The sequence below is a fragment of the Acinetobacter sp. AOR18_HL genome (genome assembly GCF_027855145.1).
GTDB classification, from domain to species: domain Bacteria; phylum Pseudomonadota; class Gammaproteobacteria; order Pseudomonadales; family Moraxellaceae; genus Acinetobacter; species Acinetobacter pittii.
Genome location: NZ_JAKTIG010000031.1, coordinates 185,907 through 208,622 on the forward strand (window position 1 = coordinate 185,907; position 22,716 = coordinate 208,622).

22 protein-coding genes are annotated in these 22,716 nt (G+C 36.3%); 13 read left to right on the forward strand and 9 right to left on the reverse strand.

Features of this window, described 5'->3' with window-relative positions:
• Nucleotides 1–11 precede the first annotated feature (11 nt).
• A complete protein-coding gene (tkt, locus tag MKL51_RS09015; RefSeq protein WP_005069597.1) occupies nucleotides 12–2,000 on the reverse strand; it encodes a transketolase in 1,989 nt (662 codons plus the stop codon).
• A gap of 536 nt (nucleotides 2,001–2,536) precedes the next feature.
• Here tkt and metK point away from each other — a divergent pair.
• Entirely contained in the window at nucleotides 2,537–3,703 is a 1,167-nt protein-coding gene (gene metK / locus MKL51_RS09020) for a methionine adenosyltransferase (RefSeq protein ID WP_005069601.1), read from the forward strand.
• A 128-nt stretch (nucleotides 3,704–3,831) separates the two neighbouring features.
• On the opposite strand, the gene MKL51_RS09025 is transcribed toward metK, so the two are convergent.
• Nucleotides 3,832–4,080, reverse strand: coding sequence for a hypothetical protein (locus MKL51_RS09025; RefSeq protein ID WP_002121448.1), 249 nt, complete (start codon nucleotides 4,078–4,080; stop codon nucleotides 3,832–3,834).
• A 259-nt stretch (nucleotides 4,081–4,339) separates the two neighbouring features.
• Here MKL51_RS09025 and MKL51_RS09030 point away from each other — a divergent pair, with 259 nt between their 5' ends.
• Complete coding sequence (locus MKL51_RS09030; protein WP_017482292.1) at nucleotides 4,340–4,531, forward strand: hypothetical protein; 192 nt, start codon at nucleotides 4,340–4,342, stop codon at nucleotides 4,529–4,531.
• Nucleotides 4,532–4,597: 66 nt separating this feature from the next.
• Here the strand turns inward: MKL51_RS09030 and MKL51_RS09035 are convergent, their stop codons facing one another.
• Nucleotides 4,598–5,164 carry an FxsA family protein gene (locus tag MKL51_RS09035; protein ID WP_017482293.1) on the reverse strand — a complete coding sequence of 189 codons (567 nt, stop codon included), beginning with the start codon at nucleotides 5,162–5,164 and terminating at the stop codon, nucleotides 4,598–4,600.
• A 416-nt stretch (nucleotides 5,165–5,580) separates the two neighbouring features.
• On the opposite strand from MKL51_RS09035, the gene MKL51_RS09040 reads away from it, so the two are divergent.
• Nucleotides 5,581–6,402 carry an OXA-213 family carbapenem-hydrolyzing class D beta-lactamase OXA-417 gene (locus MKL51_RS09040; RefSeq protein ID WP_057089822.1) on the forward strand — a complete coding sequence of 274 codons (822 nt, stop codon included), beginning with the start codon at nucleotides 5,581–5,583 and terminating at the stop codon, nucleotides 6,400–6,402.
• A gap of 79 nt (nucleotides 6,403–6,481) precedes the next feature.
• On the opposite strand, the gene MKL51_RS09045 is transcribed toward MKL51_RS09040, so the two are convergent.
• Together MKL51_RS09045 and MKL51_RS09050 are read right to left on the reverse strand one after the other, a co-directional pair.
• A complete protein-coding gene (locus MKL51_RS09045; protein WP_017482297.1) occupies nucleotides 6,482–7,027 on the reverse strand; it encodes a GNAT family N-acetyltransferase in 546 nt (181 codons plus the stop codon).
• The gene (locus MKL51_RS09050) at nucleotides 7,024–7,617 is read right to left on the reverse strand and encodes a helix-turn-helix domain-containing protein (RefSeq protein WP_017482298.1); all 594 of its coding nucleotides are present in this window, start codon (nucleotides 7,615–7,617) and stop codon (nucleotides 7,024–7,026) included. The genes MKL51_RS09045 and MKL51_RS09050 overlap by 4 nt, the downstream gene beginning before the upstream one ends.
• Nucleotides 7,618–7,815: 198 nt before the next feature.
• Between MKL51_RS09050 and ruvC the strand changes: the two genes are divergently transcribed.
• Nucleotides 7,816–8,361, forward strand: a complete 546-nt coding sequence (gene ruvC, locus MKL51_RS09055) for a crossover junction endodeoxyribonuclease RuvC (protein WP_002121356.1) — start codon at nucleotides 7,816–7,818, stop codon at nucleotides 8,359–8,361.
• Nucleotides 8,362–8,365: 4 nt separating this feature from the next.
• Here ruvC and MKL51_RS09060 read toward each other — a convergent pair whose 3' ends face one another.
• Nucleotides 8,366–9,826 (reverse strand): bifunctional ADP-dependent NAD(P)H-hydrate dehydratase/NAD(P)H-hydrate epimerase, encoded by a 1,461-nt coding sequence (locus tag MKL51_RS09060; RefSeq protein WP_017482299.1) that lies wholly within the window; start codon nucleotides 9,824–9,826, stop codon nucleotides 8,366–8,368.
• Between the two features lie 26 nt (nucleotides 9,827–9,852).
• Between MKL51_RS09060 and queG the strand changes: the two genes are divergently transcribed.
• Nucleotides 9,853–10,953: a tRNA epoxyqueuosine(34) reductase QueG gene (gene queG, locus MKL51_RS09065; protein WP_017482300.1), complete on the forward strand. Its 1,101-nt coding sequence runs from the start codon at nucleotides 9,853–9,855 to the stop codon at nucleotides 10,951–10,953.
• 87 nt (nucleotides 10,954–11,040) lie between these two features.
• Nucleotides 11,041–12,030, forward strand: a complete 990-nt coding sequence (gene bioB, locus MKL51_RS09070) for a biotin synthase BioB (protein ID WP_017386794.1) — start codon at nucleotides 11,041–11,043, stop codon at nucleotides 12,028–12,030.
• 48 nt (nucleotides 12,031–12,078) lie between these two features.
• On the opposite strand, the gene MKL51_RS09075 is transcribed toward bioB, so the two are convergent.
• Nucleotides 12,079–12,291 (reverse strand): hypothetical protein, encoded by a 213-nt coding sequence (locus MKL51_RS09075; protein ID WP_002121471.1) that lies wholly within the window; start codon nucleotides 12,289–12,291, stop codon nucleotides 12,079–12,081.
• Nucleotides 12,292–12,354: 63 nt separating this feature from the next.
• Nucleotides 12,355–12,705 carry a hypothetical protein gene (locus MKL51_RS09080; protein ID WP_017482301.1) on the reverse strand — a complete coding sequence of 117 codons (351 nt, stop codon included), beginning with the start codon at nucleotides 12,703–12,705 and terminating at the stop codon, nucleotides 12,355–12,357.
• Between the two features lie 445 nt (nucleotides 12,706–13,150).
• Between MKL51_RS09080 and MKL51_RS09085 the strand changes: the two genes are divergently transcribed.
• From MKL51_RS09085 to MKL51_RS09110, 6 genes are all read left to right on the forward strand, one after another.
• Nucleotides 13,151–13,687: a fimbrial protein gene (locus MKL51_RS09085; protein WP_025468538.1), complete on the forward strand. Its 537-nt coding sequence runs from the start codon at nucleotides 13,151–13,153 to the stop codon at nucleotides 13,685–13,687.
• A 73-nt stretch (nucleotides 13,688–13,760) separates the two neighbouring features.
• Nucleotides 13,761–14,504 (forward strand): fimbrial biogenesis chaperone, encoded by a 744-nt coding sequence (locus tag MKL51_RS09090; RefSeq protein ID WP_017482302.1) that lies wholly within the window; start codon nucleotides 13,761–13,763, stop codon nucleotides 14,502–14,504.
• Nucleotides 14,505–14,643: 139 nt separating this feature from the next.
• Nucleotides 14,644–17,088, forward strand: a complete 2,445-nt coding sequence (locus MKL51_RS09095; protein WP_081032048.1) for a fimbria/pilus outer membrane usher protein — start codon at nucleotides 14,644–14,646, stop codon at nucleotides 17,086–17,088.
• Nucleotides 17,085–18,104 carry a fimbrial protein gene (locus MKL51_RS09100; RefSeq protein WP_017482304.1) on the forward strand — a complete coding sequence of 340 codons (1,020 nt, stop codon included), beginning with the start codon at nucleotides 17,085–17,087 and terminating at the stop codon, nucleotides 18,102–18,104. Before MKL51_RS09095 ends, MKL51_RS09100 begins: the two co-directional genes overlap by 4 nt.
• Before the next feature lie 818 nt (nucleotides 18,105–18,922).
• Nucleotides 18,923–19,921 (forward strand): AraC family transcriptional regulator, encoded by a 999-nt coding sequence (locus MKL51_RS09105; protein WP_017482305.1) that lies wholly within the window; start codon nucleotides 18,923–18,925, stop codon nucleotides 19,919–19,921.
• A 103-nt stretch (nucleotides 19,922–20,024) separates the two neighbouring features.
• The gene (locus MKL51_RS09110) at nucleotides 20,025–20,651 is read left to right on the forward strand and encodes a sterol desaturase family protein (RefSeq protein WP_005069636.1); all 627 of its coding nucleotides are present in this window, start codon (nucleotides 20,025–20,027) and stop codon (nucleotides 20,649–20,651) included.
• A 66-nt stretch (nucleotides 20,652–20,717) separates the two neighbouring features.
• Here MKL51_RS09110 and MKL51_RS09115 read toward each other — a convergent pair whose 3' ends face one another.
• A complete protein-coding gene (locus tag MKL51_RS09115; protein WP_017482306.1) occupies nucleotides 20,718–21,569 on the reverse strand; it encodes a LysR family transcriptional regulator in 852 nt (283 codons plus the stop codon).
• A gap of 94 nt (nucleotides 21,570–21,663) precedes the next feature.
• Between MKL51_RS09115 and MKL51_RS09120 the strand changes: the two genes are divergently transcribed.
• Nucleotides 21,664–22,593 (forward strand): DMT family transporter, encoded by a 930-nt coding sequence (locus tag MKL51_RS09120; protein ID WP_017482307.1) that lies wholly within the window; start codon nucleotides 21,664–21,666, stop codon nucleotides 22,591–22,593.
• The last annotated feature ends 123 nt before the right edge of the window (nucleotides 22,594–22,716 follow it).

Below are 22,716 nucleotides of genomic sequence, written 5' to 3' on the forward strand. Positions count from 1 at the left end.
TACTTTAATATTTAAGCAGTTAATTCTTTTACAGCTGCAACAACAGCTTCAGTCGTAATACCAAAGAATTGGAACAAATCTTTTGCTGGTGCAGACTCACCATAAGTTGTCATACCAATTACTTTGCCATCAAGACCAACAAACTTCCACCAGTAGTCAACATGAGCTGCTTCAACAGCAACACGCGCACGGATATGAGCTGGTAATACTGCTTCACGGTATGCCGCATCTTGCTTCATAAACTCTTCTGCACATGGCATAGAAACTACACGCACACCTTCAAGTTGTGCATAAGCTTCCATTGCTAAAGAAATTTCAGAACCTGTTGCAATAATAATCGCTTTTAATTCGCCTTTTTCTTGAGCAAGTACATAACCACCTTTTGCAGCGTTTTGAATTTGCTCTTCAGAACGTGTTTGGAATGGTAAGTTTTGACGAGAGAAAATAAGTGCTGTAGGACCATCTTTGCGTTCTAGAGCAGACTTCCAAGCAATTGCAGTTTCTACAGTATCTGCAGGACGCCATGTATTTAAGTTAGGTGTACCACGTAATGAAGCAATTTGTTCAATTGGTTGGTGAGTTGGACCATCTTCACCCAGACCGATTGAGTCATGTGTATAAACATGAATTACACGTTGTTTCATTAATGCAGACATACGTACCGCATTACGTGCATATTCCATAAACATTAAGAATGTTGCAACGTAAGGAACGAAACCGCCATGTAATGCAACACCATTAGCGATTGCAGTCATACCGAATTCACGTACGCCATAGTAGACATAGTTACCAGCTGGGTTTTCTTGAACACCTTGGCAACCTTTCCAAAGTGTTAAGTTAGAACCTGCTAAGTCAGCAGAACCACCTAACAATTCAGGTAATAAAGGACCAAATGCTTGTAATGTATTTTGGCTTGCTTTACGTGTTGCGATTGTCTCGCCTTTCGCATTTGTTTCACGAATGAAAGCATCTGCTTGCGCTGCAAATTCTGCTGGTAAGTCACCACTGATACGACGAAGTAACTCAGCCGCTTCAGTTGGATATTTTGCTTGATATTGTGCAAATACCGCATTCCAAGCCGCTTCAGATTCACTACCTTTTGCTTTTGCATCCCATGCAGCATATACGTCAGCAGGAATAACAAATGCTTCTTCGTTCCAACCTAATGCTTCACGAGTTAAAGTAATCTCATCTTTACCTAATGGCGCACCATGACAGTCTTCTTTACCCTGCTTATTTGGTGAACCTAAACCAATAATCGTTTTACACATAATGATTGTTGGTTTTTGAGTTTCAGCTTTTGCTTCGATTGTCGCTTGACGAATCGCATCAGTATCATGACCATCTACACGAAGAACTTGCCAACCATAGGCTTTGAAACGCTCTTCTGTATCGTCGCTGAACCAGCCTTCTACTTCACCATCAATTGAAATGCCATTATCATCATAATAAGCAATCAATTTACCAAGTTGTAATGTGCCAGCTAAAGAACATACTTCGTGAGAAATACCTTCCATTAAACAGCCATCACCTAAGAAACAGTAAGTGAAATGGTCAACAACTTTTAAATCATCTTTATTAAATTGAGCAGCCAATGTTTTTTCTGCTAAAGCAAAACCAACAGCATTAGCAATACCTTGACCTAAAGGACCAGTTGTCGTCTCTACACCCGGTGCATAGCCATATTCAGGATGACCAGGAGTTCTAGAATGCAATTGACGGAACTGTTTTAAATCTTCAATTGAAAGATCATAACCTGTTAAATGAAGCAAAGCGTATTGCAACATTGAGCCATGGCCATTTGATAAAACGAAACGGTCACGGTTTGCCCATTGTGGATTTGTTGGGTTGTGATTTAAAAACTCACGCCAGACGACGTCAGCAATATCTGCCATCCCCATTGGAGCACCTGGATGCCCTGAGTTTGCTTGTTGCACAGCATCCATTGCCAATACACGAATTGCATTTGCAATACGACGTTCGTTTAAAGGGGTCGTCATAGATCAGAATCCAATTTTAATAGATTGATGAAAAGAAGAAGATGAATAACCATTCAATGCAGCTATATTGTCTTAAAAAAAAGGCTTAGGGTAAACCCCAACACGGTATATTTCTTTATTTTTAACCGTTTCTTGGTTACACAAAAAACATTTGAATCTTTAAGTTATACAAAACAGTGTTCATTTTTCTGCACAACAACTAAATGTAAGAGTATTTAACTGGTTAGCTTTTGATATATAGATAAAATATTTAGCCAATCCTGTATGCGTTGATCATATTTCTTTACTTTAAAATTCAAATTCTGATATTTAAGTTTTTTATTAAGTTATATGTTTAAAAAACACACTAGCAACAAGTTGTTAAAATATAAATACTTTAAATTAAAGCTTTCTATATCAATTTTGCTAATACACTTATCAATTAAAACACACTATAAATGAAATAAATTCATGCTTTTTAGTCAGTATGAACTGGTCCTCAAGCTCAAGTCGATGTAACATATTATGTCTTTTGAAATAACCAAGATAGGACTTTCATGCGCGAGTACGCTGTTTTTACCTCGGAATCTGTAAGCGAAGGTCATCCCGATAAAATGGCCGACCAAATTAGCGACGCTATTTTGGATGCAATCTTAAAAGAAGACCCATACGCACGTGTTGCTTGTGAAACACTGGTAAAAACAGGCGCTGTTGTACTTGCTGGTGAAGTAACAACGACTGCTAATATTGATGTTGAAGCTGTTGTTCGTAATACTGTTAACGGTATTGGTTATCACCACTCTGATCTTGGCTTTGATGGATCAACGTGTGCTGTAATCAATATGATTGGTAAACAATCTCCTGAAATTGCTCAAGGTGTAGACCGTCAAAAACCAGAAGATCAAGGTGCTGGTGACCAAGGCCTAATGTTCGGTTATGCAAGCCGTGAAACAGACGTGCTTATGCCTGCGCCGATTTCTTATGCTCACCGCTTAATGGAGCGTCAAGCTGAACTTCGTCGTTCAGGTGCCCTTCCATGGTTACGCCCAGATGCAAAAAGCCAAGTTACTTTTGCCTATGAAAATGGCAAGCCTGTACGTCTAGATGCTGTTGTTTTATCTACTCAGCACGATCCTGAAATTTCTCAAAGCCAGCTTAAAGAAGCAGTTATTGAAGAAATTATCAAACCGATCATCCCTGCTGAAATGTTCCATGCAGCTACTAAGTTCCACATTAACCCAACAGGTATGTTCGTTATTGGCGGCCCTGTAGGTGACTGTGGTTTAACGGGTCGTAAAATTATTGTTGATACATACGGCGGTATGGCTCGTCACGGCGGTGGTGCTTTCTCTGGTAAAGATCCATCTAAAGTTGACCGTTCTGCTGCTTATGCTGGTCGTTATGTTGCAAAAAATATTGTAGCCGCTGGTCTTGCTGACAAATGTGAAATTCAAGTGAGTTACGCAATTGGTGTAGCAGAACCTACTTCGATTTCAATTAATACCTTTGGTACAGCAAAAGTTTCTGATGAGTTGATTATTCAACTTGTACGTGATCATTTCGATTTAAGACCGTTTGGTATTACTCGTATGTTGGATCTTCTTCAACCAATGTACAAACAAACCGCGGCTTATGGTCATTTTGGTCGCGAAGGTTCTGACTCTGCATTTACTTGGGAAAAAACTGATAAAGTTGATGCCCTTAAAGATGCTGCTGGCCTCTAAAATAAAATCGTAAAAAAGCCCGCCATTGAGCGGGCTTTTTTATTTATAGTTCAAATTTTATGGTATGTAGGGTTTAATCTTCTAGCAATCATCCTTGACGCCATATCATTTGTAGTTGTAATCAAAATCTATTGTCTTGTCGTTTTATCATCCTGATTTAATACATCCAGTAAAGTTGACTGCGTTGGAGTATCTTGATGGTTCTGGATATAAATATGGACAACTTTAAATACAACGACAACAGCTAGACAAGCCATCACACAAAACATCCATAAGCCATACGGGCTTCGAATATGTTGTGAACCACAATATGGACATGATTTATCAGTCGATGCCACAACTTTGTCGCAACACGCACAATGGTATTGATATAGCATAGGTAACCCTCCTTCCCTCATTTCAACCGTTGTTGTTTTAATAGGTTTGCTGCATTTTTTAATTTATACATCCTTTATATTTATCCTATGTGAAATGAATAGATAATTCAATCTGGATGAACAATTGAGTCAATTAAAAAAATATTAATTAAAACATATATATAAGTTAAATATTATTTTTATAGGACTATTTTTCTTATTTTGATATTTTGCCAAATTTGTTAAAATAAGCAAATAATCTCACATTTTAGGCAAATGCATGTCACATACAAAGCTCATTAATAAAGGTGGCTTTCGCGAACGAGCCAACCGAAGCCGAGGTTATCAACAATCTGAGAATAAGCAAACAGCCTTAGCTTCAAACAAATACCAACCTCAAACAAAACCACAAGAAAGCCCAACTGAAGTGGCTCAAACAGATTCTGTTGTGGCTGAACATCTAATTAAATAATTTATATCTTCTTAAAATAAAAAAGGCCTAAACTTTAGAGGTTTAGGCCTTTAGATAAGGTATTTATTAATCCTTATTTTTATGTTCAATTTTCTTGTGATCTGGAGTGACTTCTCGCGCTTCTCCGTCAATAATGCTTGAATCACGGTATTGACCTTGGCTACCACCACCTTGTTGATTCTGCATATCTTGCATTTGGCGCATTAGATCAGCAAATGGATTTTGCCCACCCATATTACCGCCCATACCACCCATCATTTTATCCATCATAGCTTGTTGGCGTTTTGCAAGAGTTCTCATGGCTATATTACGGAAAGCAGTTTGAACATCAGGGATCAAAATTAAAACCGCTAACACATCAGAAACAAGGCCTGGCAACATTAATAAGAAACCTGCAAAAGCATAAGCAAGTTTTTTAGTTACTGTTGGGTCATTACCGAGTTGGCCAGTCATCTGCATTTGCTGTAATTGAGGCATAATACCAGCAGTACTTCTGCGAATAAGCCCCAAACCAATAAAGAAAGCAAGAATGAACCAAAAGAACACATACCATCCACTGATGAACTGTGCTACGCCAATCCATACGGCAATTTCAACAATCGCGCCCAGAACTACAATAAGAAGTAAATTCATGTAAAACTTTATCTATCTCAAAAAGAAAATTCATTGCAGTTTATTTGCCCCAACCCTATCGAAACAGCCAGAGTCTGCAATACTAGAGTACATTTGATTTTAACTCGATAAAAACAAACATGCTTTATTATTAATGAGTGCTGTATCAAGTTTATCAAGTGCGACTTCAATTAGATTTTAATTTTTTTACTCTAGTTAAACGAAAAGTCCTTCAAGAAAGCAGTTTTTTAGTCTAGTTGAAAACTTAGGTTCTTAGAAAAATTGGATATATTCCTTTATTTATATAGTTGTTTTATAAAATTTAAAAAAGTAGTGCATAGATATAGAATTTCCTAAATAACTTACATTTTCTCTATCTAAAAGTACCTCTATTCAAGTTAAATTAAAGAATAATTCTTTTAAACCCACATAAACTCATGACTAAAAAAGCTCTTTTCTTTGCCATTGGTACGATGTTTTTGTCGGCATGTTCTTTTAATACCGTACAACAACATCAAATACAGTCAATTTCTACCAATAAAAACTCAGAGAAAATTAAATCATTGTTTGATCAAGCACAAACTGAAGGTGTTTTAGTTATAAAACGTGGGCAAACAGAGGAAATCTATGGCAATGATCTTAAAAGATCATCAACCGAATATGTTCCCGCCTCTACCTTTAAAATGTTAAATGCTTTGATTGGACTTGAGCATCATAAAGCAACACCAACTGAAGTGTTTAAATGGGATGGGCAAAAGCGTTTGTTTCCTGATTGGGAAAAGGACATGACTCTAGGCGATGCGATGAAAGCTTCTGCTATTCCAGTTTATCAGGAACTAGCTCGACGAATTGGCCTTGATCTTATGTCTAATGAGGTAAAACGCATTGGTTTCGGTAATGCTGATATTGGTTCAAAAGTAGATGATTTTTGGCTTGTTGGTCCACTTAAAATTACACCTCAACAAGAAGCCCAGTTTGCTTATGAACTAGCCCATAAAACTCTTCCTTTTAGCAAGAATGTGCAAGAACAAGTTCAATCTATGCTGTTCATAGAAGAAAAAAATGGACGGAAAATTTATGCCAAAAGTGGTTGGGGATGGGATGTGGAGCCTCAAGTGGGCTGGTTAACAGGCTGGGTCGTTCAACCTCAAGGAAAAATTGTAGCGTTCTCACTCAATTTAGAAATGAAAAAAGGCATACCTAGTTCTATTCGAAAAGAAATTGCTTATAAGGGATTAGAGCAGCTAGGTATTTTATAATTTGGACTTTATAGCCCAGCTTATATTCATCCTTATAAACTGGGTTATTTTAAAACTTGAAATTTGAAAACCTTATTATTTATCCGTCAACTGGGGTATGTGGTGTATTTAAATTTAACTGATAGAAAGCAGCATCTAACCATTGACCAAACTTAAAACCGACTTGCTTAAAAGTACCTGCATGAATAAAGCCCATTTTTTCATGTAAACCGATACTTGCTTGGTTGGTTGCATCAATACAGCCTATCAATACATGTAAGTCTGCCTCTTGAGCACGCTTAATCAATTCTTGCATTAAAATTTTGCTTAATCCGCCGCCACGATGTTCATGATGAATATAAATACTATGTTCGACCGTATATTTATAGGCAGGAAAAGCTCTAAAAGTTCCCCAACTTGCAAAACCTAATAACTTGTTTGTCTCATCTACAATACCAATGACAGGAAAACCATTTTCTCTTTTAACTGCAAACCAGTTTTTCATCGACTCTTCAGAGCGCGGCAAATAGTCATACAAAGCAGTAGAATTGATAATTGCTTCATTCAAAATATCTAATATAGCCTTTGCATGTGTAGCTTCATGACAATCGATTAAACGTAAATTTGGATTAAGATTTTTAATCATGAAGATTCCTTAAGAATAGAGACGAGCTCATTACATACAACTAAAATATATCGAGCAGCTTTAGAAGAAGGATTGCTATATATGATCGGTTGATCTAATTGCATCGCCAAACAATCCCCCTCTTGTAAAGCATAAAAGTTTTCACCCAATTGAATATCAATTTGCCCCTCTATTACCCAAATTTGCTGTAATACAACTTTAGAATTCGTACTTGTTTCATAAGTAACTCGAGATTGAGCTGGAAATTCAATTTCAACGATCTGAAATGGAGATTTCCAATTTGGAGGCGAAACTTGACGGCGAATATATCCCGTTTCTGGATCTTTCCATTCTGCTTGTTGAGTACGCCGTACCATAGGTTGAGGCGATTGAGTATTCTGGGGCGAATCAAATAGCTGAGTCAAAGGCACCCCTAAACCATTTGCTAGCTTTTCAAGAACAACAGCTGTAGGGCTCGCTTCTCCTCTTTCAATGAGTGAAATTGCAGAACGGCTTACCTGACATCGACTAGCAAGAATATCTAGGGTATATCCACGCGCTAGACGTATTTCACGCACTTGCTGCGCAATGCGGATATTAATATCTTCCATCTACCGATAAACTTTAATTCCAAAATTATAGATAAGTATTCCACTAAAATAGAATTACATCAAATGATTTTAAAGATATAAATTGGTTCGATAAAAAACCGAAAAATAACCATTCATCGCAGCATTCTTTAAATTACGCATGCAGAACCTTTTTGGCTATGTAACAATACTCTCTAAACTATTTATATAAGTCTTCACATGGCATTGATTATTGGTATTGATCCGGGTTCACGCTTAACAGGTTATGGAATCATTGAAAAAGATGGTAGTAAACTACGTTTTGTTGATGCCGGTACAATCCGAACAGAAACTCAAGAAATGCCAGAACGCTTAAAACGTATTTTTGCTGGCGTTGAGCGAATTGTGAAATTCCATGGTCCAACTGAAGCTGCGGTTGAGCAAGTCTTTATGGCTCAAAACCCAGACTCTGCCTTAAAACTAGGACAAGCCCGTGGTGCTGCCATAGCCGCATTAGTGAATTTAGATTTACAAGTTGCAGAATATACTGCCCGTCAAATTAAACAGTCTGTGGTTGGTTATGGCGCTGCCGATAAAGAACAAGTCCAAATGATGGTGATGCGATTACTTAATTTGACGATTAAACCTCAATCCGACGCAGCCGATGCCCTTGCTGCTGCCATTTGCCATGCTCATGCATCGGGAAGTATGAGCAAACTGTCTGTTTTAAATGCTTTAGGTGGTATGGCACGTGGGCGAAGTCGTTCTAGCAGTCGCAGACGTTAAAAATTTATTGATTTACGACTTGAATAATTGCCTGATTCATCTCAAAAGCCTGCAAGCCACGCATACCATTTTTAGCTAAAAGGTCTCCTGCTTGTGCATGAAGGGTAACAATCTCATGTAACGCAATATCTTGGTGGAATTGGGCTTTCAAGCTTGCAAGCATTCCTGCTAACACATCTCCCATTCCACCAGTTCCCATACCAGCATTACCTTGCGTACAGATATACAAATTATCTTCTAAAATTAAGCTACCCGCTCCTTTAAGCGCCCACTGGCCTGCATATTTTTGTTGTAAAGTATAAATTGCAGCAATTCGGTCATTTTCAATTTGCGCTGTAGAACAACCAAGTAAAGTAGCGGCTTCACCAGGATGAGGTGTGGCATAAATATGTGTATTTAACTTTTCAGGCTGTTTAGCCAGAAACCATAAAGCATCTGCATCTAAAACAACTTCTAGGCGTGTACTCTGATTTAACAAATTAAACCATTGTTGGTAAATCTGCTTTGCCCAATCGTCACGGCCTAATCCCATTCCAAAGCAGACTGCATCGACCTGAGATAGAATCTCTTTAATATTGTTTTCATCTAAAGCATTAATATCACGAAGCATAATATTAGGCGCCCGCGACAAAATGGCCTGATGATGGTTGCGATGACAAACCACTGTCACTTTGCCTGCACCCGCATGACAAGCAGCTTCAGCAGCCATAATAACTGCACCGCCCATTTGCTCATGTCCACCCACCACTAAAACATGCCCATAACTTCCCTTATGGCCAAATGCCATACGCTGAGGAAGTCTAATATTTGTGGGTGACAAATAAGCTAAGGGTTTCAACTCGTGGTCTATAGGAATTAAATTAATTAAATGAACTTGTCCTGCGTACTCTTTACCTTGCCCTGTAAATAGTCCTGCTTTAAGACCTAAAACAGTAAAGGTATGATCAGTTCTTACTGAACAGGGTAAGACTTGTCCTGTATTTGCTTGTAAGCCACTCGGTATATCAACTGAAATTTTTAGGCCCACTTGTTCATTAAACTTTCGAATTACTTGTTGCCAACCTATATTTAATTCTCGGTTTAAACCTATGCCAAATAAAGCATCAATATGACAATCAAATGTTCTTTTAATATCAAAATTTGGATGAATTTGGGCGTTCATTTCTCTAGCAAATTGCGCTGCACAATGTAAATCGGTTGACTCACCCAATTGAGCTGCAAAGATTTCAACATTAAATCCAGCTTGCTTCAGATAACTTGCTATAAAGTAACCATCACCTGCGTTATTGCCTTGCCCGCACCAAACAGCAATATTCTTGATAGACCGATCTTTAAAAAGCTCAATAAGTTGCTGGGCAATTGACCAAGCCGCTTGTTGCATTAAACCTAATGAGGAGTTTTGCGCAGCAAACCAGCGCCGCTCCCATGCTCGGATATCATCGCTATGGTAAACTACCGCCTGCATATTATTATCCTCTTGCATTTTGGTTTATGACATCTTCCGACACATCACGCATTGTAGTGCAACAAATTGATCCACATGAATTAAAAGCATGGATCAAAGCTCAAGCATTAGACTTGGGTTTTGCTGATTGTGTCATCGCAAAACCAGATGCTCAAGAGCAAATGCCACGTTTTTTAGAGTATCTTGAACGTGGTTATCATGCAGATATGACTTATTTAGAAGAAAATCTAGAAAAACGAGCTGATCCAACACTATTAGTGCCTGGCACAAAAAGTATTATTTGTGTCCGCATGAATTATCTTGTGGAATCGCCGAAACCACGATATGTACCTTTAGAGCCTAATTCTGCCATTATCGCCCGCTATGCACGTGGCCGTGATTACCATAAAGTCATGCGTGGTAGATTGAAAACCCTAGCAACACGAATTCGTGAAAAAGTTGGTGACTTTGAATCTCGTCCTTTTGCAGATTCGGCACCTATTTTTGAAAAATCATTAGCTGAAAGTGCTGGAATGGGTTGGACAGGTAAACATACTTTGCTCATTCATAAAAAGTCAGGTTCTTTTTTCGTATTAGGTGAGCTATTTACATCACTCGAGCTACCTTTCGACGAGCCTGCAACAGCACATTGTGGTTCTTGTAATGCGTGTATCGATATTTGCCCGACGCAAGCAATTGTCGAGCCTTATATGTTAGATGCAAGACGTTGTATTGCCTATTTAACTATCGAATATAAAGGAATTATTGCTGAAGAATTACGTGCAGGTATTGGAAACCGAATATTTGGTTGTGATGACTGCCAGTTAATTTGTCCTTGGAATAGCTTTGCCAAAACAGCATCTATTTCTGATTTTAATCCTAGACATGGGTTAGATAATATTAGTCTGCTTGATATCTGGCAGTGGGATGAAGCCACTTTTTTAGCCAATACGGAAGGTAGCCCTATCCGCCGCACAGGTTATCAATCATTTAAACGTAATATTGCAATCGGATTAGGAAATGCTCCTTATTCAAAAGAAATTGTAGATCAACTACAAAATGGCAAAAATTTACATGACGAAATCGTCAATGTGCATATTGATTGGGCAATTGAACAGCAACTTAATCAACTTCAGCTATCAAATTAAAAAAATGATGTTTTTTGCCCTATAGCTTTAATACGAATTCTGTATGATTATGTATAGTGAATTAATGCCATCATCATGGATATGACAATGACTCTACGTAATGATTGGAATCGTGAAGAAATCCAAGCTTTATATGAACAACCTTTTTTGGATTTAGTTTTCAAGGCTCAGCAAGTACATCGTGAGCACTTCACCGCCAATTCAATTCAGGTCAGTACCCTTTTATCTATTAAAACGGGTAAATGTCCTGAAGATTGCAAATACTGCTCACAATCGGCACATTACGAATCAAAACTAGAAGCAGAAAAACGCATTGCTGTTGAAAAAGTGATTAGTGAAGCAAAAGCTGCAAAAGATTCAGGTTCTTCACGTTTTTGTATGGGTGCTGCTTGGCGTAACCCACATGAGCGCGATATGCCTTATGTTTTAGAAATGGTACGTGAAGTTAAAGCATTAGGTATGGAAACCTGTATGACTTTAGGGATGCTTAACCAATCGCAAGCAGAACGCCTAAAAGTTGCTGGTTTAGATTATTATAACCACAATTTAGATACATCTCGTGAGTATTATTCTCACATCATTAGTACTCGTACTTTTGATGACCGTTTAAATACCCTTGATTATGTTCGTCAAGCTGGTATGAAAGTTTGTAGTGGTGGTATTGTGGGTTTAGGTGAAACTCGTGAAGACCGAATTGGTTTATTACATGAACTAGCTACCCTACCAATTCATCCTGAATCTGTGCCAATCAATATGCTTGTTCCTATTGAAGGAACACCTTTAGCTGATGTTGAAAAGCTTGATGTAATTGAGTGGATTCGTACTATTGCTGTGGCGCGTATTATCATGCCGCATAGTTATATCCGTCTTTCTGCAGGCCGCGAATCATTAAGTGATTCAGACCAAGCATTAGCATTTATGGCTGGTGCAAACTCATTATTCTCTGGTGATAAACTACTAACCACACCAAATGCCGGTGAAGGTAAAGACCAAGCTTTATTTAATAAACTAGGTTTAACGGCTGAAAAACCAAAGCCAACAGTTGCTGATTTATCAGTAGATGCGATGAGTGCTTAACTCAAATTAGAAAATTTAAAAGCCCTGATTATTCAGGGCTTTTTTCATTTATATAGAAGTTACTAATATTCCGTAAGTAGCATTCAGAAAGGTTCCGACTCGAATAATATCCTTACCTGCTGCATGCGTTACTGTGAACTCTTGGCTCAACACATCAAAATTAAAAGAATCAAAAACATCTTGATGGTGTAAAAGCCAAGTCACTGTATCTGCTACATTCTCATCCGCAATATAAGTTAAGGCCTTAAAGTCTTTACTCATAAATAACTCTTAAAAATAAATTTTATGAATTTTATATGAGTTCACTCTACCTTAAAAGAAAATCTAAGCTGCTTTAGGATTTACCAACGAATGACCTGACAATAGACTTGCCAAGGCTTGAGGTGTAAATTCTAAAGAAAGTACATGATTTTTGAGATTGACTGAATGCTTGCTAATTAATGGAAGTAAGCCATCTTCTGTTTCAAAGACATATTCATCTGCAATATTTAAGATACCTTCAAGGTTTGTCGTACTTGAAGCAAGATCATGGCTAAAGATGTCATAAATCGTTTGCAAGTTAAACGTTGTTTGCTGCTCCGTCGGATGCTTGATGAGATAATCCTTTAAAAATAAAACTAATTTATGAGCAAAGAAAAAGTAATTAGGTTTATAGCTATACTGCATAGTATTCATGGAACTGAACTCCAGATTATCTTTTATTGAATTACAACTAAAACAGTAGGAATTGAACCTTAAAAAATTCTTAAAAAATTAAATATATTTATAAGATACACACAAAGCAATTTTATCATTTAAAAACAATAGCTTAATAAAAAATATTAAATATGTATTATCTTAAATATTTTAAAATTTCATTAATTCAATACAATACAATCACTTAGATATTACTAATTTTTAAATTCTATTTTAAATAAAAACTAATTAATTACTTTACCAAATGATAAAAAATAAATTTTTTAATTTTTCTTAATAAAAACAATTGATCAAAATATATATAAATATAATGTTTTTCTTGTTTTTTGATTGAAAAGTGATATATTTCCTTCGCCTTACTTAATCAGAATAAACTTACTGAAAAGTAATGGATTTTATTTTAAAAAGCTATTCTGGGGATTTTATGAAAAAATTTATTTTTGTGGCGGCAGTTTCTCTCTTAAATATAGCAAATGCACAAGCAGCAGATGGCACAATTACTATTAATGGTCTTGTCACGGATAATACTTGTACTATTGATACTGGAGATAAAAATTTAACAATCAATTTGCCTACTGTTTCATCTCAAACCTTAAAAAATGCTGGTGATGTAGCTGGTCGTACACCTTTTCAAATTAATTTAACGAACTGTACCGCTGCAGGTAAAGTCGCAACTTATTTTGAACCAGGCGCAACCGTTGACTTTAATACGGGTCGTTTATTAAACCAAGCAACTTCTGGTGCAGCAACAAATGTAAATATTCAGTTACTTGGCAGTAATAACGCTGTAATTCCTGTACTTGCTACAAGCACAAATGAAACTCAAACGAATTCACAATGGGTAAATGTTTCAGCAGGCGGTAGTGCTGATCTTAACTATTATGCTGAATATTATGCTACAGGTGCTTCTACTGCTGGTACGGTAACATCGCAAGTAAAATACACGATCATTTATCAATAAACTTAAAATTGAAGCTTCTATTCATGAATAGAAGCTATCTCCTTCCTATTATTTGTTATTGAGAATATGACTGATGCTTTTTCGTGGTCGTAAATTTTTTTGGGGATTAGTTTGTCTGCAAGTAGCGCTCACTACTACAGGTCATGCTGAGATTGTTTTACATGGTACTCGTGTCATTTATCCTTCAAATGCCCGTGAGATCACATTACAACTGAGTAATAACGGCACGGCCCCGTCTCTTGTTCAAGCATGGATCGATGATGGAAATGCAAAGTCAACACCAGATGAAACAAATGTACCTTTCATTATTACTCCACCAATTTCAAGAGTAGAAGCAACTAAGGGGCAAACCTTAAGAATTACAGCGTTGCCTACTACATCTCAACTAAGCCAACAACAAGAATCTATTTTTTGGCTTAATGTTTTAGATATCCCTCCTAAACCTGAAGGGAGAACTCAACAAGGTCAAACCACAACAACCTCTAACAATTTTTTGCAACTCGCTGTTCGTTCGCGAATTAAATTTTTTTACCGCCCTATAGATCTAAAAGAAAATATTGATCAACTAAGTGACAAAGTCGAGTGGAAAATAAATGATCAATATCTAATGATAAAAAATCCGACACCTTTTTTTCTTACTATTGCCTCCATTTTTCAAGGAAGTGAAGGCCATAAAACAGACTTATTGCAACAAGGCTTAATGATTGCCCCTTATTCAGAGGATAAAATTAAACTAAAAAATAAAAACTTAGCAGATATGAGCTTTGTGTATATCAATGATTACGGTGGACGAGTTGAGCACCCAATAAAATTCTAACCTTATTGTATTTCTTAAGAAAATTTAAAACCTATCATGAGTAGGCTCTAGAACTATGTCCAAATGGTTTATACCTTATATATGTTTAAAAAGCCCCTTTACTTGGTATGTCGTCTCAAGTATTACGCTATTCATGCCTATGGCTATATATGCTGAAAATACTACTGATGTTCCACATTTTACAAAGGCTGAATTTGATAGCAATTTCTTAGTAGGTAATGCACAAAAAATTGATATAGCTCGCTTCAAATACGGAAACCCGATCTTGCCTGGTGAATATAGCTTAGATGTTTATATTAATGGTCAATGGCTGGGTAAACGGCGTATGCGATTTACTGCCTCAGCTCCTAACGCAAATGCTGAAACATGTTTTACAGAAGCCACGTTACTTGAATATGGCGTAAAAGCTAATGTTCTAAGTCAACATGACTCTACTTCGTCTCTTTCATGTAAAGCTCTCGCTTCATGGATAGATAGTGCTTTTTATGTATTTGATAGTTCCCGTTTAAGAATTGATATTTCGCTCCCGCAAGTCGTCTTAGAAAAAAATGCGCAAGGTTACATCGATCCGCATTTGTGGGATCGCGGTATTAATGCAGCTTTTTTAAGCTATAACGCCACAGCATATCGAATAGTCAATGAACAACATGAAAATAGTTATGCTTTTATGGGAGCCAATCTTGGAGCAAATTTAGCAAGTTGGCAGTTTCGCCATAATGGACAATGGAAATGGCAAAGCCAATCTAATAATTCTTCTTATACCTCGACAAATACATATATACAAAAGGCATTTCCAGATATCCATGGTGTGGTGACTTTAGGAGATTATTTTACTAATAGCGATTTTATTGACTCTCTACCCTATCGTGGAATGAATATTTCAAGTGATGACAGAATGCTTCCAAATAGTATGCTCGGTTATGCTCCAAGAGTTCGAGGTTATGCCAAAACCAATGCAAAAGTCGAAGTTAGACAACAAGGTAATTTAATTTACCAAACCACAGTCCCACCAGGAAACTTTGAAATTAATGATCTCTATCCCACAGGATTTGGAGGTGAGTTACAAGTTTCGGTACTTGAATCTAATGGAGTAGTTCAAAAATATTCTATTCCATATACTTCTATAATTGAAATGCTACGTCCTCAAATGAGCCGATATTCATTCACCTTAGGACAATTTCGAGACCCAAACATTAAGTTAACTCCATGGCTAATACAGGGTAAATATCAACGCGGAATCAATAATTACCTTACAACTTATAGCGCAACTCAAGGAACACAGCAGTATTTCTCTGTATTGTTAGGTACAGCTTTTTCAACGCCTATTGGCGCTATTTCTTTTGATGTAACACATTCAAATACCAATTTTTCCCATCAACCTAAAATGACAGGTCAAAGTTATCGTCTAAGTTACAATAAGTTATTTTCTCCAACGCATACTAACTTAACACTAGCAACTTATCGTTATTCAACACAAAACTATCTCAAACTACGTGATGCAATTTTAATTCGGGACTTACAAGAGCAAAACATTGATAGTTTTTCGGTAGGTAAGCAAAAAAGTGAATTTCAGATTAATTTAAATCAAGCTCTTCCAAACCTATGGGGAAATTTCTATTTAGTAGGTTCGTGGACAAACTATTGGAACCAGCCTACTACTAATAAGCAAGTCCAATTAGGTTATAGCAACCAATTTAAAGATTTAACTTATAGTTTCTCTGCAATTAATAGTGAAACTATTGAAGCTGGTGGGCGAGCTAACCAAGATAGTCAATACCTCATTTCTCTATCCTTTCCCTTAGATTTTAAGAAAAGCTCTTTAAATTTTAATAGTCTTATAAGTGAAGATAGCCAAATTCTGGGTTTTAGCGGTTTTACAGGAAACCGGTTGAATTACGGCGCATCAATTTCCAGTCAAAACCATGGTCAAACGAATCTCAATATCAATGGCAACTATAAGACAAACTACACAACATTAGGTGCTTCATTTAGTTACGCTGACTCATATCAACAAGAAATGCTTAACTTGAGTGGCAATATCGTTGCTCACACCCAAGGAATTCTGTTTGGTCCAGATCAAGCTCAAACAATGGTTTTAGTTTATGCCCCAGATGCAACAGGAGCACAAGTCGGCAATACACAAGGCCTCAGCATAAACAAAAAGGGATATGCGGTTATCCCCTATGTTACGCCTTACCATATGAATGACATTAGCCTTGATCCGCAAAACATGTCCACACAGGTTGAGCTAGCTGAAAGTAGCTTACGTATTGCTCCCTATGCAGGCTCAATCACTAAAGTTCAATTCACAACAAAAAAAGGTTACGCACTTTTTATCAGCCCGACCACTTTAGATGGCTCACATTTACCTTTTGCCGCACAGGTATATAACCAGAATAACGAAGTAATAGGTATTGTTGCGCAAGGCAGCCGTATTTATTTACGAACCCCCTTAACCCATGACCGTTTATATGTGAAATGGGGAGAAAGGAGTACTGAAAAATGCGAACTTGAATACGATATCACGAATCAAATAAAGCATAACAATCAATCAATTATTATGACAAAGGCAGTCTGTAAATGAATAAGATTTTAAAAAAAATTGGATTTTTGGCAGCGAGTCTATTTGCTTATAGCCATACACATGCAAATTGTAATTTAAGTAAGGGATTTACCACCGTCGATATCCCGATGAACATTGGTAAAATCGTCGTAAAACCGACTGATCCTATAGGGACTATCTTACAAAGGAATACTTTTACAATTTCTCCCAATAATTCTACTGCAACATGTAGTCGTGCGAGTGATCAAATTATTGCAGCTCTCCCCTTAAATTATCCAATTAGCCCAATAGGTAATAATGTATATGCAACCAATATTCCCGGTATTGGTATTCGTCTTTATCGTGAAGCAGCAGATGCTTCAGATTTTTCTGGATATTATCCATATAGACGTACTTTAACCCCAAATACTGCATATACCCTTTCACCGGGATATTTTGTTATGGAAGTTATTAAAACATCCATGACCACAGGTTCAGGAGCATTAGTAGCAGGACGTTACAGCACCTATTATGTATCAGGTCAACAAAACCGACCATTTTTAACTACTACAGTATTAAGTAATGCTCCTATTCTGATCGCGTCTTCATCATGTGAAATTCAAAATGGTGTAGATATACCTATTCAACTCCCGACTGTTACAAAGTCAGGTTTTAAAGCGATTGGTTCAACACAAGGCGAGCAGAGTTTTAATCTATCGATTTTATGTAATGGCGGCGAAAACAACTCGGGTATAGCAACAAGTAACACCATCAGCTTAAGTTTTGACTATAATTCTGATCCCAAAAATAATCAGGTCATTAATAATAGTGCAGCAAACTCCACCAAAGCCAATGGTGTGGGTGTAGAACTATTATGGAATATGAATGGTGCCACTACCCCAATTCAAAAAACAATAAAACAAAATATAGGCACAGTCAGCTCTAATCAGACTATAGAGTACGATATCCCCTTAACTGCTCGTTACTATCAAACAGCGGCTAATGTAAGCGCGGGTGAGGTTACGGCAACAGCAACTGTAACTGTTCAATATGATTAATTTATCTCTAAAAATTTATTAAAAATAATTAAGCTTAGCTCAGCTAAATAATCTTAAAATTTAACGCTTCAAAAATTTTGTAGTTATATTAAAAAGTCACATAAAAAAATGCTCATAAGCAAAAATAGCAAATGAGCATTAGTGATAACCACTTAACCTGAAATACAAATTGTGGGAAATAGATCACAATTTGCATAACTATAATTCCAAAATTTAGCTTAAAAATCAAGTCTTTTTTTTAACAAAAATTTAAATAACCACAGTAAACTATTGTTTTATATTAATTAAAAAATCAAATTTATTTTTTACATTCCTATTTTATAGTGTTTCTAAAGAATTATCATTCTATTAATTAATAAAAACTTAATTTTAAGAAAAAATGAAAGAAAATTGATTTATATGGCCTAAAAATAATTTATTTATTTTTCAAAAGCTTAATAAAAAACCAATTTTATAAAATTATAAAGAATTACATAATCTATAATAAAAAAAACATAAATAAATTTAGAAATCCCCTTCAATTACAAACAATATTCTTAGGCTTTTATCAGAACGTAACATGCTCATTTTTGGAAAATATTATGTATTGTTTTACTAGGTCTAGGAGCTACAAGTATAGGTTACGCGATCAGTAAAATTGATCTTTTTCTTTTCCTCATAGGGCTACTTTTACTAATATCTTTTATTTTAGCTTTAAAACAGGCACGTGAAGATGCAGGCTTTTTTCTGATCAATGAAATTTATAGGTAAGAATATCGTATTAACAATAAATTCATGATTGAATGCATTGTACAACTTTCTGGATATTTATAAAAAACATGTCAAAAAATTCTTCCGATGCTGGAATTTTTTTATGGATGACTTATCAAACTATGCAGCAAATGGGATTAGATGCAGCATCTATTTTTGCAAGTGTAAATTTACCCAATCAACCGCCCGATAAAAATATTCGTAGAGACAATTATACTCAACAGCGATTTTGGACAGCGGCAGAAGAAATAAGTGAAGATCCTGATATTGGTTTGCATGTAGGTAGTCAAATGCCTGCTTTCAGAGGTTTAGTTATTGAATATTTATTTTTAAGTAGTTCTACTTTCGGTGAAGGTTTACAACGTGCTTTAAGATATCAGTACCTGTTAACCGATGTATTTAATCTTTCTTTAATTGTTGAAAAAGATATCGCGTTATTAGTAGGTTTTGAACACCCTGTAAGACATTATCTTGAATGTGGTATCGGTATTTTTCTTAATTTTTTTAAATATATTACAAATAACGAGTTTAGGCCTAGCCAAATTACATTACCTTATCAACAAGGTGCTTCAGCTAATAATTATCAAGAAGCTTGGAAATGCCCGGTAATTTTAAACCAAAAACAAGGCGCTATAATTTTTCCTAGTACATTATTGAATAAAGCATCACCAGCGGCTGAACCTGAATTATTAAAAATTCATGAAACAATTGCTGAACAGCAACTATCAAACTTAGAAAAGCATCAACTTGTTTATGCGATTGAGCGCTTGCTCAGCAATGGTTTACTTGAATCTGGTCAATTCGATCAAAAATTTATTGCTGAACAATTAAATCGTAACCCACGTACCCTTCGAGCTGATTTACAAGCAATTAATACTAATTACGAGAAAATTTTAAACCAGCATCGAGAGAAGCTTGCAAGACGTTTACTTGCAAACACCAAAGAAACCCTTGATCAAATTGTTTATTTAACTGGCTTTTCTGAACCCTCTGCATTTACACGAGCTTTTAAACGTTGGACTGGTGAAACTCCAAGCGCATATCGCCAACGCAAACAAAAGCAATAAAATTGATTTTATAGGCAGTTCTTGGACTGCCTATAAAGTCAAAACGATAAAACTTTCTTATTTTACAATGCATTTAAATTATGATTCATGAGAAGTAATTAGTATGCTCGGGTTTCCTGTCGGTATTTTTGTTGCAAATGGCCTTGAATGGTACTTCCATAAAGTTTGGTTACACGAATATCCAACTAAGTATCGTAATAGCCCTTTTTTTACTCATATTGCTCATCATAAACGTGCTCGCTTAAATAATTTTCATGATGAAGGTTATGCAGAATCAATGTTCAAAAATGCAGAAATTTATAATGAAAAAACAGCATTAATTAGTTTAGCTGGTGCTGCAACAGTATTCTTACCAGTAGCGCCCTTTTTTACAGCTGGGCTTTATTATGGCTTATGGAATTATTGGCGTGTACATTCAAAAGCCCATTTAGACCCTGAATATGCTAAGAAACGTATCCCTTGGCACTATGATCATCATATGACAAGCAATCAAAATGCTAATTGGTGCGTTACCAAACCATGGTTTGACTATATTATGGGAACTAGGGTCAAAACCGAGGTATCTCAAACCGAAAGTAACCCCTTAGGTATCAAATTACCTAAGTTGCTAGAAAAACCAATTAATTTTGCTGCTCGACGCATACTTGCCACATCGTATGCCAAAATTGATTTAAACTCCGAACAGGACCAATCTAATTTACGTAGAGGAATAGAAATCAGTCTGGCTTAAAATTTATCTCAATATAAAAGCTGCGGACTCCAGTAGCTTTTATACAAATGGATCGCAATTAACAGATTAGACCTTAAAAGCTTCAAAACAAGATATAAGAAAATCCATTACTACACGTATTGCAGGGCTATGTCGCAAATCTTCGTGTGTGACTAACCATATTTCAGCACTCATCGGATAATCATCTTGTAATCTGATCAAATTACTCAGAGCTCCTAAAAAATCAGGTAAGACCGCTAAACCAATTTCTCCACATGCAGCTCTCCACTGTAACTCGGGATTATTGGTAACCATTATAGGTTCTTTATGACTTAACCTTTCTTTTAATTTTTGCTGTTTTTGACCATGCACTCCCCCCACTTCTACACTAATCCAATCATAATTTTCAGGATCTGTTGAAGCTAAATAATTTGGACCTGCATATATTCCAAAAGGTATTTCACCTACTTTGCGAGCAACTAAATTTTCATCTTTGGGACGTCCAAATCGTACCGCAATATCAGCCTCACTATGCTGTAAAGAAACATAATGAACATCACCGAGCACCCGTAATTTTAATTGCGGATAATGGCGATAAAATTTACCCAAATGGGGCATGATGAGATGTGCAGCAGTTAAGGGAGGCATACTAATAGAAACACTTCCCATTACTTCTTGCTGACCTGCTTGAGTTAGACGTTCAATAGAAAAAGTTTCTTCCATCATACGAGCAACTACTTGTGCAAGACGTTCCCCATCAGGAGTCAGAATGTATGTCCGTGGTCTACGATCAACTAATTTAAGTTTTAAATTTTGTTCTAGCTGGGCAATTCTTCTAGATACAGTTGCATGATCTACTCCCAATTTTCTGGCAGCAGCGGAAAGTGACTTTTCTTCGGTAAAAACTGAAAAGTAATGCAAATTTTCCCAATCAATCATTGTGCAAATTTTCACATTAGAAGTGTATTAATATGGAATTGTACACCTTTATAGATTTGTCGAGAATAAAACCTTTCTTAATGGGAGCCTGTCCATGAACAGAACGGTGGCTTATGCCTATGCTGGTGTTGTCTTAACGATGTTTTTTTGGGGATCAGCATTTAATGCAATGTCTTATATTATTCAACATATGCCCCCGTTATCTGCTGCGTCTGAACGTTTTTTTATTGCAAGTCTAGGCTTACTCTTAATCTTTTCAATAACAGGCCAGCTTAGATGGGCAGCCTTAAGACAGAATCTAGTAATCTATTTGATTATTGGTATTATCGGAATTGCGGGTTTCAACATCGGCTGTTTTTATGGACTTCAAACCACATCAGCTGTTAACGGTGCTTTGATTATGGCAACCACGCCATTAATGACTCTATTAATGACAATCCTTTTAGATGGAGAAAAACTTACCACTAATAAGTTTTTAGGCGTTTTATTTGGCTTAAGTGGTGTGTTACTGGTGATTAGTCAGGGACATATAACGACTTTGCTGCACCTCAAAATAGACATTGGAGATCTATTTATATTATTAGGCGCATTTGGATTTTGTCTTGCAAATGTACTGTCTCGCCGTTATGTAAAAAATGCGACTCCGCTAGAAACAACAACTTTTTCTATGCTGTTCGGGGCAATAACACTTGGTTTGTTGAGCGTGATATTTGAAGATCCTCTTACAGCAATTGCATCTGCCCCTATAAATGCGCACTTAGCCATGGGATATGTTGTTATCTGCTCTACCATGATTGCTTATCTATTCTGGTTTAATGGTATACAAAAGTTAGGTGCTGGTCGTGCTTCTGTCTTTTTTAACTTTGTGCCAGTGTTCAGTATGATAATTGCTCTACTTACTGGACAAGCCCTCAATATCTGGCAGTTAGTAGGAACAGTTTTAGTGATGCTTGGTGTAATGAGTAGCGGAGGATTTTTTAAAATTAAAAGCACTGCACTTATAGCAAAACCTTGTACAAAATAAGAAATGTGCTGCTACATTAAAAATTTATCCTTAATATGTAGCAGCATTTTCAAATATAAAAATTATTCCTCAATAATTTCTTTAAATTCTTATATTTTCAATTTTTTTTTACATTTGTGATAG